This window comes from Streptomyces telluris (assembly GCF_024519335.1).
GTDB lineage: Bacteria > Actinomycetota > Actinomycetes > Streptomycetales > Streptomycetaceae > Streptomyces > Streptomyces telluris.
The window spans coordinates 288991-303127 of sequence record NZ_JANIID010000003.1; the positions used below are offsets into that span (position 1 = coordinate 288991).

The window sequence follows — 14137 nt, forward strand, 5'->3', positions numbered from 1 at the left end:
GGGCGCGGCAGGGGTCCTCGGCGGGCGAGGCCGGGGCGGAGCTCTTCGATGCGCCGGGCGCGGGCGGGGAGGCGGAGGTGCTGGAGGAGGGGCTGGGGGAGCGGCCGGTGGATGCAGATGCGGATGCGGAGGCGGACGCGGATGCGGAGGCCGAGGGGGATGCCGAGGCCGATGGGGAAGCGGAGGCCGATGCGGACGCGGACGCGGAGGCCGATGCCGTCGTCGCGGCCGGCCCGTCCCCCGTCGCGAAGGCGTGGGGGGCCGCGAGGACCGTGGCCGGGCCGATGACGGCCGTGGCGGCGGCGGTTGCCAGCGCGCGGCGAAGCTTCATGGAAACACCCCATCCGGATGCGGAGTGAAAAAGGCCGTCGCGGTGGGGGGAGGTCGCGGTGTGGCCGTGCTGGTTGGCACGTACATGAGCATCGTAGGGGGAGCGGTGACGGCCCGGCCGCCGAGGGCGGGCGGGTGACCGACGTCACAGGTACTTGCCGGCCGATCGGTACAGGCGCTTGCCGGCCGATCGGCGCCCGCAGGAACGGCGAAGGGCCCCGGGCCGCCTCCGCGGGGGCGTGCGGGCGGCCTCGGGGCCCTTGACTGCCGGCACCGAGGTCAGGGCGAGGTCGGTGCCGCGGAGCGGCGCCGGGGGGAGCGCCGCTGGTCATGGGATGTGGTGCGGGCGTACGGGTGGTGCGGGGGCGTACGGCCTCACTGGTTCGACCAATGGCGGTTCGGGACCAGGAGGTTGGTGCTCTCTTGGCATCGTGCGGGATGGGCCGGACCCGGCGCAACCGTTTCGACCGGATACGGTCGGTTCCAGGCGTCCCCGGAACCGACCGTCTTTTCGGTGGCAACCGGGCTGCTGTCCCCTGCTGACCGGTCACCGGCACCGGAGTGAGGTCCCACGACGCGCGCACTCGCACGTCTCACACTCCGGTGGATCCGCCCTGTCGGTGCCGGGCGCCCAGGTGAACAGGGGCGGAAGCCACGCGTGGATTTCAGGTGGGCCGCTCCTGGATGGCGCGGGCACCCGGCTCAACGAGGCGGGCCGCCGGGCGGTCACGCGCCGTCCGGGTGATGTGACGGCCCTGCGGCCCGAACCCGCATGCGGCACCTGTACAGATCCCCAGGGGCGCCCGGGGCCAGGGGGTCCCGGGGGACGCGGCTGGGCCGGAGGGGAGTCAGATGCGGCCCCGGCACAGCTCCAGCAGCGTCATGGCGAGCGCGGTGCCAGGCTTGCCGAGCTGGTCGCTGTAGTGGCCGATGATCTCCATCTCGCGGGAGAGGTTCACCCGGCGCCCGCCGGAGGTGATGCGCTCGTGCTGGATCACGGCCGAGACGGCCATCCGTTCCTGGATGAGGCCGATGATCCTGCCGTCGAGATCGTCGATCCGCTGCCGGGCGCCGGTGATCACCCCGGCGGCCTCGTCGGTACGGGCGCCGGTCTCGGCCGCGGGGCGGGCCGCGGCGGCGGTGGGACGGGCCGCGGTGGCGGCGGGACGGGTGGCGGTTGCGGTGCCGGTGATGGTGGGGGCGCTCATGTCTGATCCTCCAAAAAGGGCGGCGGCCCCCCGGAGCGACAGGACCCGGGAAAAACGACAGGCGCCCCGGGCCTTGTCGGCCCGGGGCGCCTGTGGAAGTCGCTTGTCAGTTGCTCAAGCAGCACGACCATGGCAGCCGGACGGGCCGGTTGCCATAGGTAAAGACGAAGGTCTGGTGCTTGCGCATGGGGGACAGTATGACCCGCGGGCGCCGCCGGGGCCAGCGGCGGCCCGGCCGGGTTTCGGATGGTGAGACAAAAGCAAGCACCGGCGCCCCGGTAGAATCGACAAATACAGACCCCCTCCTCCACCGCCGGAAGGCCGCTCCCGTGTCAGCAGCACCCCCCGCCGCCCACGACAACACCGCGGAGCCGGTGCTCGTTGTCGACTTCGGCGCGCAGTACGCCCAGCTCATCGCCCGCCGAGTCCGTGAGGCGCGGGTCTACAGCGAGATCGTGCCCAGCACGATGCCCGTGGCCGAGATGCTCGCCAAGAAGCCGAAGGCGATCATCCTCTCCGGCGGCCCCTCGTCCGTGTACGAGGAGGGCGCCCCCCGCCTCGACGACGCCCGCGGCCTCTTCGAGTCCGGCGTCCCCGTCTTCGGCATGTGCTACGGCTTCCAGCTGATGGCCACCACGCTCGGCGGCACCGTCGACAACACCGGCGCGCGCGAGTACGGCCGCACCCCCCTGCACGTCTCCAAGACCGGCTCGACCCTCTTCGAGGGCACCCCGGCGGAGCAGTCGGTGTGGATGTCGCACGGCGACGCCTGCTCGGCCGCGCCCGAGGGCTTCACCGTCACCGCCTCCACGGACGTCGTGCCGGTCGCCGCCTTCGAGAACGACGAGAAGAAGCTCTACGGCGTCCAGTACCACCCCGAGGTCATGCACTCCACGCACGGCCAGCTGGTCCTGGAGCACTTCCTCTACCGCGGCGCGGGCATCGAGCCGACCTGGACCACGGGCAACGTGATCGAGGAGCAGGTCGCCGCCATCCGCGAGCAGGTCGGCAGCAAGCGCGCCATCTGCGGCCTGTCCGGCGGCGTGGACTCCGCGGTCGCCGCGGCCCTCGTCCAGAAGGCCATCGGTTCTCAGCTGACCTGCGTGTACGTCGACCACGGCCTGATGCGCAAGGGCGAGACCGAGCAGGTCGAGAAGGACTTCGTCGCCGCGACGGGCGTCCAGCTCAAGGTCGTCGACGCCCAGGAGCGCTTCCTGAACGCCCTGGCCGGCGTCTCCGACCCGGAGACCAAGCGCAAGATCATCGGCCGTGAGTTCATCCGCGTCTTCGAGCAGGCCCAGGCCGAGATCGTGGCCGAGGCCGGCGCCGGCGGCGAGGACGTCGCCTTCCTGGTCCAGGGCACCCTCTACCCCGACGTGGTGGAGTCCGGCGGCGGCACCGGCACCGCCAACATCAAGTCCCACCACAACGTGGGCGGCCTCCCCGAGGACCTGGAGTTCGAGCTCGTCGAGCCGCTCCGCCAGCTCTTCAAGGACGAGGTCCGCATGGTCGGCCAGGAGCTCGGCCTGCCGGACGAGATCGTCCAGCGCCAGCCCTTCCCGGGCCCCGGCCTCGGCATCCGCATCGTCGGCGAGGTCACCAAGGAGCGCCTGGACCTGCTGCGCGAGGCCGACGCCATCGCCCGCGAGGAGCTCACCGCCGCCGGTCTGGACCGCGAGATCTGGCAGTGCCCGGTCGTGCTCCTGGCCGACGTCCGCTCGGTCGGCGTCCAGGGCGACGGCCGCACGTACGGCCACCCGATCGTGCTGCGCCCCGTCTCGTCCGAGGACGCCATGACGGCCGACTGGACCCGTATGCCGTACGAGGTGCTGGCCCGCATCTCGACCCGCATCACGAACGAGGTCGCCGATGTGAACCGCGTGGTGCTGGACGTGACCAGCAAGCCGCCGGGCACCATCGAGTGGGAGTAATCCCCCTGGCCCTCTTGTAGGGCCTTAAGGTCAACGCCACCGCCGTCGCTCATTCGTTTGAGCGGCGGCGGTGGCGTTTCGTCTGGGTACGCTGGCCGTACAGGCGAGACTCCGTCCCATGGGAGCAACCATGAGCGCCGCACCCGAGTTCGAGCTGGACGAGCAGTACAACTATCCGGTTCCCCCGCCAGGGGGCTGGACGGCGGACGACCTCGACCGGCTCCCGAACTTGCCGCGGCACACTGAGCTGATCGACGGGAGCCTCGTCTTTGTGAGCCCGCAGACCAAGTTCCATTTGCGAACCATGCGATTGCTGGAGAATTCCCTCCTGCATCAGGCACCGGATGAGCTCGATGTCTTCCGGGAGTTCACCATCAGGCTGGACAGGCGAAACCGGCCGGAGCCGGATGTCCTGGTGGTTCCAGACGGAGCGGACACAGGGCCCAAAGAAACCTGGCTCAAGCCAGAGGACGTCATCCTCGCGGTCGAGGTCGTCTCGGAAGACTCCGTTGAGCGTGATCATGAGGTCAAGCCCCGTAAGTATGCAGCTGCAGGCATCCCGCACTTCTGGCTGGTCGAGCAGAACGACGGGTTGCCTGTCGTGTACGTCTATGAACTCGACCCCGTCGCCAAGTCCTATGCCCTGACCGGCATCTACCACGACAGACTCAAGCTGAGCGTCCCCTTCTGTATCGACATCGATCTCACTGCGGTCAACCGACGTCGCCCTGATCGCGGATAAGTCTGCGAGTCGCGTGTCGGTCTCCTAAGGGGAGGTCGATGGCGCTGGCAACATTGCGAGACGAGACGTATCGTGTCACTCCTGAGGCCGCACCCGCACACGAACCCCAGGAAGTGACTCGTCATGCCCCGAGCCGGAATCCGGACCCTCACCGTCGACGTCGCCCCCGGCGTCCACCTGTGGAGCGACGTGCGTGGCGCCGCCGACGCGCCCCCGCTGCTGCTGATCATGGGTGCCCAGGCGTCCGGCCTGGCCTGGCCCGAGGAGTTCACCGACGCCCTCGCCGCCCGTCACCGCGTGATCCGTTACGACCATCGCGACGCCGGCCGCTCCACCTGGTCCTACGACGAGCAGCCCTATCGCATCACCGACCTCGCGGACGACGCCCTCGCCGTCCTGGACGCCCACGGCGCCGAGCGCGCCCACATCGTCGGCATGTCGCTCGGCGGCATGCTGGCGCAGCTGCTGCTCGCCGATCACCCGGACCGCATCCTCAGCGCCACCCTCATCGGCACGTGCGCGCTGAGCGGGAGGCCGCTCGTCGAGGCCGACGGTACGGAGACCGCCGTCGCCGACCTGCCGGGCATCGACCCGCGCGTCCTGGAGATGTGGGCCCGGCCGGTGGAGGACCACGGCCTGGGCGCCGAGCTCGACCGGCGCGTGGCGCACTGGCGGCTCCTGAGCGGCGAGGAACTCCCCTTCCACGCCGACGAGATGCGCGAGCGCGAGCGGCGGATCATCGAGCACGCGGGGCGGTACGACGTCTCCACCGCCCACGGCCGCGCCGATCACTCCGGCATGGAACGTACGGAGGAGCTGGCGCGCAACACCGTTCCCACGCTGGTGACCGAGGCCTCCGCCGAGCCCGTCTTCCCGCCGGCCCACGCCCGTCACATCGCCCAAGTGACCGGCAACGCCCGGACGGTGGCCATGCCGGGCATGGGGCACGCGCTGCCGCGCGAGAGCCTGGGGCCGCTGGCCGGGGCGATCCTGGAGCACACCGCGGCCGCGTCGGCGGCGCCCGCCGCGTCGTAGGCCTGTTCCCGGCGGGTACCCGGCGGTAGCTTCCGTTCCGTAGCCACGGAACGGAACGGAACGACCGGAACGACCGGAACGACCGGAACAACAGGAACGACCGGAGGAGCACCGCCATGTCGCAGGCAACAGCACCGGAACCGATCCCCGCCGATCAGCTCCACTTCGCCATGCCGCCCAAGCACGAGACCGCCGAGGACGAGCGGCGGCACCGCAAGGAGCGGCTCGCGGCGGCGCTGCGGCTCTTCGGGCGCCTCGGGTTCGAGGAGGGGGTCGCGGGGCACATCACCGCGCGCGACCCCGAGTTCACCGATCACTTCTGGGTCAACCCGTTCGGGATGTCGTTCAAGCACGTCACCGTGAGCGACCTGATCCTCGTGAACCACAAGGGGCAGGTCGTCGAGGGCCGGTACCACGTCAACCAGGCGGCGTTCGCGATCCATTCGCAGGTCCACAAGGCCCGGCCCGACGTCGTCGCCGCCGCGCACAGCCACTCCACGTACGGCCGGGCGCTGTCCGCGCTGGGGGAGCTGCTGGAGCCGATCACCCAGGACGTGTGCGCCTTCTACGAGGACCACGCCCTCTTCGACGACTACACGGGCGTCGTGGTGGACGAGGAGGAGGGGCGCCGGATCGCCACGGCGCTCGGGCCGCACAAGGCGGTCGTCCTGCGCAACCACGGGCTGCTGACCGTGGGCGACTCCGTGGACGCGGCCGCGTGGTGGTTCATCACCATGGAGCGCTCCTGCCAGGTGCAGCTCGCGGCGAAGGCGGCCGGGAAGCCCGTCCTCATCGACCAGGCGAGCGCCCGGCACACGCGCGGCCAGCTCGGCAACGACCTGGCGGCGTGGATCAACTACCAGCCGCTGTACCAGCAGATCACGCGGAGCGAGCCGGAGCTGCTGGGCTGAGCCGACCGGGAGGTCGCCGTGTCCGGGAGGCCGCCCGTGATCCGGGAGGCCGCTCGCGATCCGGGAGGCCGCCCGTGATCCGGGAGAGGCCTGCGGCCCGGGAGGGTCTGCGACCCCCTCCTGTCGGCGGGGGTCGCTCGTTCTTCCGGGCGCCGTTTCAGGGTATTCGCCCTGCTTACGATGGGCAGGAGCCGGGGCGTAGCCGCCTCGGCTCCTGCATGCCTGAAGGGCTGTCGCGCCCGGATGATCAGAACCTGGTAGGAGAACCATGCACCGCCTCTCCCGTTGCGTCGGGCTGTCCGCCGCCCTGGCCCTCGCGGGCCTGGCCGTCACCGGATGCGGCGGCGGCGCGGAGGCCGAGGAGAAGGCGGGCCGGAAGGCGTCCTCGCCGTCCGCGTCCTCGGCGTCTTCGGCCTCGCCCCCGGCGGCCCCCGTGACGGAGAAGCCCGCGCCGGCGGCGAAGATGCTGCCCGGTGCCGCGCGGACCGTCCGGCCCGAGATGGCCCCCGCCAACGGCGAGAAGGTCGGCGTCGGTCAGCCCATCGCCCTGGTCTTCAAGCAGCAGAAGGTCTCCAAGGAGCTGCGTGCGGGCATCGAGGGCCGGCTGAAGGTCTCCACCTCGCCGCGGGTCCCGGGCGCCTGGCACTGGAACGAGACCAAGGGCGACACCCGGGTCCACTTCCGTCCCGAGAAGTACTGGCCCGCCGGGACCAAGGTCACCCTGGACGCCCGGCTGGCGGGCGTGCAGCTCGCCGAGGGCACGGCCGCCGCCGGCGACCGCACGGTCTCCTTCACCGTCGGCGACTCGATGGTCAGCACCGTCGACCTCAAGGCCCGCAAGCTGACCGTCGTCCGCAACGGCAGGACGTTGCGCACGATCCCGGTCAGCGGCGGCGACGAGAGCAAGGGCTTCGGGACGCGCGAGGGCATCAAGACGATCCTCGCCAAGGAGGGCCGGGTCGTCATGGACTCGCTCTCCATCGGCATCCCGCGCAACCACCCCGACGGCTTTTTCGGGTCGTACGACTACAGCATGCGCGAGACGATCAGCGGCGAGTACGTGCACGCGGCCCCCGACAACGCCGAGTCGTTCGGCAAGGAGAACGTCAGCCACGGCTGCATCGGCATGTCGACGGAAGACGCCAAGTGGCTGTACGGGCTGAGCCTGAAGGGCGACGTCGTCCAGGTCACCGGCAGCACCAAGCCGAAGCCGATGGACCGCTTCGGCAACGGCTACGGCGACTGGAACATCAGCTGGCAGGAGTGGCTGGAGGGCAGCGCCCTCGGCGTCCGCACCGGGGCCTGACCGCCCGCGGCCCTCGCCGCCCTCGCTGCGGTCCGCCGCGGTTCGCTGCGGTTCGCTGCGGGGCTCTGACCTCGGGACCTGCCCCGGTATCCGGGTTTATCCACAGGGCTGAACGCGTTCAGCCTTCCGTCCGTATGGTTCGGATGACGACCAGTCGGGCTCGTCGACGACGGAACGGAGAGGCGGCGGACGCCATGGGCTTCATCGGGCGCGGAAAGCAGGGGGACAGCGCGCAGTACGCACTGCTGCCCCTGCGCATCTTCCTCGGCATCACCTTCATCTACGCGGGCCTCGACAAGATCACGGACTCCGGCTTCCTGGCGGACAGCGGGCCCGGCTCGATCGGCGAGCTGATGCGTACGGTCCGCGGCTCGTCCGCCGTCCCGGGCCTGGTCGACCTGGCCCTGAAGGACCCCGAGGGCTTCGGTTATGCGATGGGCCTGGGCGAGTTCGCGGTGGGCGTCGGGACGCTCTTCGGCATATTCGCCCGCGTCGCCGCGGCCGGCGGCGCGCTCATATCCCTCAGCCTCTGGCTGACCGTCAGCTGGCAGACGACGCCCTACTTCTACGGCAACGACCTGATCTACCTGATGGCGTGGCTGCCGCTGGTGGTGGCGGGGGCGCCGGTGTGGTCGGTGGACGCGGGGCCGCTGCGGGCATCCCGCAAGCCGGCGCGAAAGCCCTCGCGCAAGCCGCGGGCCAAGTCGCCCGCCAAGCCGCCCGCGAGGCCGTCGGCAAAGCCGTCCGGGAAGCCTGCCGCCAAGTCGCCGGGGAAGCCGTCCGCGAAGCCGGCGGCCAGGTCCACGGCCAAGTCGGCGGGCAAGCCGTCCGGCAAGGCGCCGCGCGGGTCCGGCCGGGCGTAAGCGGTAGGCGGCAGGTCGGCTGTGGGCCGGCTGCGAGCCGACTGTGGGTCGGCCGTGGGTGCCGGGGGCGGGGGAGCCGCCACCGTGCGCCCGCGCCCGTCAGCAGCAGCGTCCGTCAGCAGTGGGGCTCGGTGCCCGCGCCGCCGGGGGCGGTCCGGTGTCCGCGCGAGCGGCTACCGCTCCCGGTCCGGGTCCCTCCTCCGGCGGACGGCGAAGGCCACGGACGACACCACGCCCGCCAGGCAGAAGCCCGCTCCCAGCACCGGCAGCAGCATGTACGAAGGGAAGTGCAGATCCCCGCGGGCCGCCCCCAGATACGCGACGGCGCACCCCAGCAGGACCAGCCCGACGACCAGCTTGCCCGGCTCGAAGTCATGACGACCCACGGTCCACCTCCACCTGACCGATACCGACCTTGAGCAGGACCTCCAGCGTTCCGCGGGACGGCTTCCCGGAGGCGGGCTCCAGCGTCGTCCGCTTCTTCTGCCCCGGCCGGACGTCGACGTCGTCGCGCGCCTCGCCGGGCAGGCGGATGTCGCCCACGCCCACGTCCAGGGTGATCCGCGCCGTGACGTCCTCCGGGACGACCAGCCTGAGCCGGCCCGCGCCCACCTCCGCGCGGGTGGCGACCGTGCCGGCCCGCGGCCAGGCCAGGCCGGTGAGGTCGAGCACGCCCACGCCGCTGCCCACCCGGTACTCCTCGCGCACCGCGGCGACGGCGTCCGGGCGCCAGGTGGTGCGCGTCCAGTCCGTGGAGACGGACTTGGGCAGGGCGGCCGCGCCCGCCAGCAGGGCGCCGGTGAGGACGGCGGCGACGACGGTGCCGCCGCCGGTGCGCCCGTAGCGGGAGCTGACGGCGATGCCCAGGCCGAAGACGGCCAGCGCACAGGCCAGGCCGGCTTCCAGGCAGGTGCCGAGCGGGTGGTGGCGCCAGGTGAGGCCTGCGCCGAGGCAGAAGGCGACGACGGCGGTCAGGAACGTCCAGCCGCCGAGCGGCGTGCCGGCGCGGGCCTGGCGGAGCCGGGCCGGGGGCCGTTCGCGCCCGTCCTGCGGTTCGTCGTCAGGACCCCACAGATAGCCGGTCTCGGCGCCCAGCGGGCCCGTCGTGCCGTCCTTGATGATCGGGTCGCGCCACCAGGAGGGGCCGCCCGGGGCGGGCGGTGCCTTGGTCTCGGGCGGGGGAGCCGACGTCTTCTGCGCCTTCTGGGCCGCGGCGACGGCAGCCTCGGCCTCGGGCTCGTGCCGGTGGTACGACCAGTAGGCCGCCCCCGCCATCACTATGGTCAGCATCAGCGCGAACGACATCACCGCGCTGTTGTTGAGCATCGACAGGAACAGGCCGCAGCCCACCAGCGCGCACAGCACCGCTGTCAGCGCGGGGCCCTCGACCCGGCCCGAGAGCATCCTCCGGGCCTCGTTCTCCTCCTCCCCGTCCAGGGGGATCAGCAGCCACGCGAAGCCGTAGAGGATCAGACCCAGGCCGCCGGAGACGGCCAGCACACCGAGCACCACCCGGAAGATCACGGGATCGACGTCGAAGAAGCGGCCGAGGCCGCCGCACACGCCGGACACCACTTTGTGCTCCCGGCTGCGCCGCAGCGGGGGCCGGGCGTCCTGCGGATCACCGTGAACCGGACCCGCCTGATGCGCGTCCTGGGTGTTGGGTGTGTCGGTCATATGGACATGGTGTCAATCGGAACGCGCTTGTGGCACACCCGGCAACCCTGGCCGTTCCCTGAGATCGCCCCTGAGAAGGTGCCGTATATCGTGTCGCGACACAGCACAGCAGGGGAACCGGAGGGCTTCGGGGTGGATGGGTCAGTGTCCGGACAGGCGGTGTCCGGGCCGGGGCCGGACACCGGTCGGCTGGTCGCCGGGCGGTACCGCCTCGTCGACCGGATAGGCCGCGGCGGGATGGGTACGGTCTGGCGCGCCCAGGACGAGCTGCTGGACCGTCAGGTCGCGCTCAAGCAGATCCACGTCTCGCCGTACCTGGACGACGACGAGCTCGCCACGCTCTACGAGCGCACCCGCCGCGAGGCCCGCAGCGCCGCCCGGATCACCCATCCCAACGTGGTCGTCGTCCACGACGTCGTCGACGACCGGGGCCTGCCCTGCATCGTCATGGAGTACGTACCCTCCAGGACGCTCGGCGACGTCCTCAAGCACGGGACCGTCACCCCGGACGAGGCCGCCCGCATCGGGCGCGGCATGATCGCCGCCCTGCGCGCGGCCCACGCGGCCGGCGTGCTGCACCGCGACGTGAAGCCGGGCAACGTCCTGCTCGGCCACGACGGCCGCGTCGTCCTCACCGACTTCGGCATCGCCCAGTCCACCGGCACCTCCACCCTCACCAAGACCGGCGAGATGGTCGGCTCGATCGACTACATCGCGCCCGAGCGCGTCAAGGGCGCCAAGCCCGGCCCCGCGTCCGACCTGTGGGCCCTGGGCGCGACGCTGTACCAGGCGCTGGAGGGCCGCCCGCCGTTCCGCAAGGACACGGCCGTGGAGACGGCCTACGCGATCGCCATGGACCCCCTGGAGCCGCCGCGCCGCGCGGGCGCGCTCACCCGCCTCATCGAGACCCTGCTCGCGAAGGACCCGGCCGTGCGGCCCCCGGCCGACCTGGCCGAGCAGATCCTGCGCGAGCCCGCCGCCGAGTCGGACACCGCCCACCTGCCCGCGGCGGAGCAGCGCCGCACCCCCGCGCGCGGCCCCTGGGACGACGCGGCGGACCGCGGCACCACGGCGGCCGGGCGGACCGCGGCGACGGTGCCGGCCGTGCCGGCCCCGCGGGCGGCCCCGGCCGTTCCGGTGGAGACCGCGGCCCCCGTGCCCGCGCCGGCCCCTGCGGCCGCCGATGCCACGGCCACGGCCGTGGCGACAGCCGCAACTGCGGCGCCTGCCGCTGCCGGCCCGGCCCCGGGCCCGGACCCGGACACGAAGGCCGGGGGCGGCGCCCGCGCCGGCCGTACCGCGCGCACGGGCCGCAGCCACCGCCCCGTCCTGTGGAGCGCCCTGGTTCTCGTCACCGTCGCGGGCATCGCGGCCGGCGCGTACTTCATGACCGGCGGCGACCAGGAGGACGACGACCCCGCCCCGCGCGCCGCGTCCGGCCAGGAAGCCTCTGCGAGCCCGGGCGAGAAGAAGAGCGCGGCCCCGTCACCGGTGCCGGACCCGCCGCGCGGCTACCACCTGGTGACGGAGAAGGCGGCCGGCGTCTCCTTCCCCGTGCCGGACGGCTGGAAGCGCGGGAAGCTCAAGGAGAGCGACGAGATCCTCTACATCGACCCGAGCGGCCTGGTGGGCCTGCGGGTCTCCGTCTTCGACCTCGCGAGCAGCGACCCGCTCCAGCGCTGGAAGGACGACGAGACGAAGTCGGTCAAGGAGGGCAAGCTGCCCGGCTACCACCAGCTGCGCATGCAGGGCACGGAGTACCGCGGGCTGCCCGCGGCGATCTGGGAGTTCACCTGGCAGGGCCGGGCGCGCGAGTACCGGGCCGCCGACCTCGGGTTCGGCCGCCCGGGCGGGAAGGAGTACGCGATCTACCTCTCGGCGCCCAAGGCCGACTGGCACAAGCACAGCCAGGTCTTCGACGTGGTGCGCGAAGGGTTCCGGCCCGACGCCCGGTAGATCCGGTCACCGGCAGGCACCCCGTCGCCGCCGGACGCCCCGTCACCAGTAGGGGTCCCGTCAGGGGCGAACCCTGATGCCGCGGCCCCCGCGGACATGTGACGATCAGTACATGACCGCCCCCGCCCGCCCGCAGCACCCCGACGGCCCACCCCTGCGCAAGCTCTACCGCAGCGCCGAGGGCCGCATGCTCGGCGGTGTCGCGCGCGGGCTCGCCGGGCACCTGGGCCTGCCGGTCTCCTGGGTGCGCCTGGTCTTCGTGGCGCTGCTGATGGCCCAGGGGATGGGCGCCGTGCTGTACGCGGTGTTCTGGTTCGTGGTGCCGCTCGGGGTGGGCGGCGTCGACGCCCCGCGCCGGGCCTCCGCCGAGACGGGCTCCGACGGCCGCCGGCGCCTCTTCGCCCGCAAGCCGGACCGCGGGCAGGTCGTCGCGCTCGTCGCCCTGGTCATCGGCGCCGCGATCTTCGTGGACAACCTCCACCTCGGCCGCGCCAACGCCTACATCTGGCCGCTGCTGCTCGTCTGCGCGGGCGTCGCCCTCGTCTGGCGCCAGGCCGACAACGCCCGCCGGGCCCACTGGATGGAGGTCGGCCGCAGCAAGCGGGTCCTGCCGCTCGCGCGCGCCGCGGCCGGCGTGGTCCTCGCCGCCGCCGGCGTCACGGGCATCGTCGTCCTCCAGGGCTCCGCCGCGCACCTGGGCACCGTCCTGCAGGCGTCGCTGGCGGTCCTGGTCGGCATAGCGCTGCTGGCCGGTCCCTCCCTGGTGCGCATGACCCAGGACCTCTCCGCCGAGCGCACGATGCGCATCCGGGCCCAGGAGCGCGCCGAGGTCGCGGCCCACGTCCACGACTCCGTCCTGCACACCCTCACCCTGATCCAGCGCAACGCCGAGGACGCCCGTGAGGTCGCCCGCCTGGCCCGGGCCCAGGAGCGCGAGCTGCGCGCCTGGCTCTACCGGCCCGAGGGCCGCGGGAAGGACGAGGCCGAGCAGCCCGACACCCTCGCCGAGGCCGTCAAGGCCACCGCGGCCGAGGTCGAGGACTACCACGGGGTGCCCATCGAGGTGGTCGTCGTCGGCGACTGCCCGCTGGACGAGCGCCTGGCCGCCCAGATGCAAGCCGCCCGTGAGGCCATGGTCAACGCCGCCAAGTACGGTGGCGAAGGCGGCGCCGTCCAGGTGTACGCCGAGGTCGAGGGGCGTACGGTCTTCCTCTCCGTGCGCGACCGCGGCCCCGGCTTCGACCTGGACGCGGTGCCGGACGACCGCATGGGCGTCCGCGAATCCATCATCGGCCGGATGCAGCGCAACGGCGGCACGGCGAGACTGCGGTCCGTGCCCGGTGGGGGAACCGAAGTGGAGCTGGAAATGGAGAGGGCGGAGAACGCGTCATGACGACCGAAGAGACGGTGCAGCGCCACGCACGGGTCGTGCTGGTGGACGACCACCGGATGTTCCGTACGGGCGTGCAGGCCGAGATCGGGGCCACCGACCGGACGGGCGTCGAGGTCGTCGGCGAGGCCGCCGACGTCGACCAGGCGGTCACCGTCATCACGGCCACCCGCCCCGAGGTCGTCCTCCTCGACGTCCACCTCCCCGGCGGCGGCGGGGTCGAGGTGCTGCGCCGCTGCGCGCCCCTGATGGCCGACGCCGAGCGCCCGGTCCGCTTCCTGGCCCTGTCCGTCTCCGACGCCGCGGAGGACGTCATCGGCGTCATCCGCGGCGGCGCCCGCGGCTACGTCACCAAGACCATCACCGGCGCGGATCTGGTCGACGCCGTCTTCCGCGTCAAGGACGGCGACGCCGTCTTCTCGCCGCGGCTGGCCGGCTTCGTCCTCGACGCCTTCGCCTCCACCGACGCCCCGCCCGTCGATGAGGACCTCGACCGGCTCACCCAGCGCGAACGCGAGGTGCTGCGCCTGATCGCCCGCGGCTACGCCTACAAGGAGATCGCCAAGCAGCTGTTCATCTCGGTGAAGACGGTCGAGTCGCACGTCTCGGCGGTGCTGCGCAAGCTCCAGCTCTCCAACCGCCACGAGCTGACCCGGTGGGCGACGGCCCGGCGCCTGGTCTGATCCCGCCCCCGGATCCGCGGCGGGACCCTCGCCGCGGATCCCGCAAGGGAACGCCGCCCTTCCGGTCCGATTTCGGATAAGCCCGGCTCCCGCCGGGGGAGGGGC

The 14137-nt window shown here is 72.6% G+C and carries 12 protein-coding genes and 1 pseudogene; 10 read left to right on the top strand and 3 right to left on the bottom strand.

Going from position 1 to position 14137, the window contains the following annotated elements; genetic code table 11:
* Positions 1–77: 77 nt before the first annotated feature.
* Positions 78–359, top strand: coding sequence for a hypothetical protein (locus NQU55_RS05585; protein ID WP_168091443.1), 282 nt, complete (start codon positions 78–80; stop codon positions 357–359).
* 819 nt (positions 360–1178) lie between these two features.
* Here NQU55_RS05585 and NQU55_RS05590 read toward each other — a convergent pair.
* A complete protein-coding gene (locus NQU55_RS05590; RefSeq protein WP_168091456.1) occupies positions 1179–1538 on the bottom strand; it encodes a chorismate mutase in 360 nt (119 codons plus the stop codon).
* A 329-nt stretch (positions 1539–1867) separates the two neighbouring features.
* On the opposite strand from NQU55_RS05590, the gene guaA reads away from it, so the two are divergent.
* The 6 genes and pseudogenes from guaA to NQU55_RS05620 all read left to right on the top strand — a co-directional run.
* A complete protein-coding gene (gene guaA / locus NQU55_RS05595) occupies positions 1868–3469 on the top strand; it encodes a glutamine-hydrolyzing GMP synthase (RefSeq protein WP_168091455.1) in 1602 nt (533 codons plus the stop codon).
* A 130-nt stretch (positions 3470–3599) separates the two neighbouring features.
* Complete coding sequence (locus NQU55_RS05600; protein WP_168091454.1) at positions 3600–4211, top strand: Uma2 family endonuclease; 612 nt, start codon at positions 3600–3602, stop codon at positions 4209–4211.
* 123 nt (positions 4212–4334) lie between these two features.
* Entirely contained in the window at positions 4335–5246 is a 912-nt protein-coding gene (locus tag NQU55_RS05605) for an alpha/beta fold hydrolase (RefSeq protein WP_168091453.1), read from the top strand.
* A 116-nt stretch (positions 5247–5362) separates the two neighbouring features.
* A complete protein-coding gene (locus NQU55_RS05610) occupies positions 5363–6157 on the top strand; it encodes a class II aldolase/adducin family protein (RefSeq protein WP_168091452.1) in 795 nt (264 codons plus the stop codon).
* A 268-nt stretch (positions 6158–6425) separates the two neighbouring features.
* Positions 6426–7463, top strand: coding sequence for a L,D-transpeptidase (locus tag NQU55_RS05615; RefSeq protein ID WP_168091451.1), 1038 nt, complete (start codon positions 6426–6428; stop codon positions 7461–7463).
* 194 nt (positions 7464–7657) lie between these two features.
* Positions 7658–8107 (top strand): annotated as a pseudogene (locus NQU55_RS05620) (DoxX family protein); the annotation flags it as partial.
* Positions 8108–8499: 392 nt separating this feature from the next.
* On the opposite strand, the gene NQU55_RS05625 reads toward NQU55_RS05620, so the two are convergent.
* Both NQU55_RS05625 and NQU55_RS05630 read right to left on the bottom strand, forming a co-directional pair.
* Entirely contained in the window at positions 8500–8712 is a 213-nt protein-coding gene (locus NQU55_RS05625) for a hypothetical protein (RefSeq protein WP_168091450.1), read from the bottom strand.
* The gene (locus tag NQU55_RS05630) at positions 8699–10003 is read right to left on the bottom strand and encodes a PspC domain-containing protein (RefSeq protein ID WP_168091449.1); all 1305 of its coding nucleotides are present in this window, start codon (positions 10001–10003) and stop codon (positions 8699–8701) included. Before NQU55_RS05630 ends, NQU55_RS05625 begins: the two co-directional genes overlap by 14 nt.
* Before the next feature lie 144 nt (positions 10004–10147).
* On the opposite strand from NQU55_RS05630, the gene NQU55_RS05635 reads away from it, so the two are divergent.
* The 3 genes from NQU55_RS05635 to NQU55_RS05645 all read left to right on the top strand — a co-directional run bounded on the left by NQU55_RS05635 (position 10148) and on the right by NQU55_RS05645 (position 14032).
* A complete protein-coding gene (locus NQU55_RS05635) occupies positions 10148–11959 on the top strand; it encodes a protein kinase domain-containing protein (protein ID WP_256789916.1) in 1812 nt (603 codons plus the stop codon).
* A 112-nt stretch (positions 11960–12071) separates the two neighbouring features.
* Positions 12072–13352: an ATP-binding protein gene (locus NQU55_RS05640; protein ID WP_168091448.1), complete on the top strand. Its 1281-nt coding sequence runs from the start codon at positions 12072–12074 to the stop codon at positions 13350–13352.
* Entirely contained in the window at positions 13349–14032 is a 684-nt protein-coding gene (locus NQU55_RS05645) for a LuxR C-terminal-related transcriptional regulator (RefSeq protein WP_168091447.1), read from the top strand. Before NQU55_RS05640 ends, NQU55_RS05645 begins: the two co-directional genes overlap by 4 nt.
* The last annotated feature ends 105 nt before the right edge of the window (positions 14033–14137 follow it).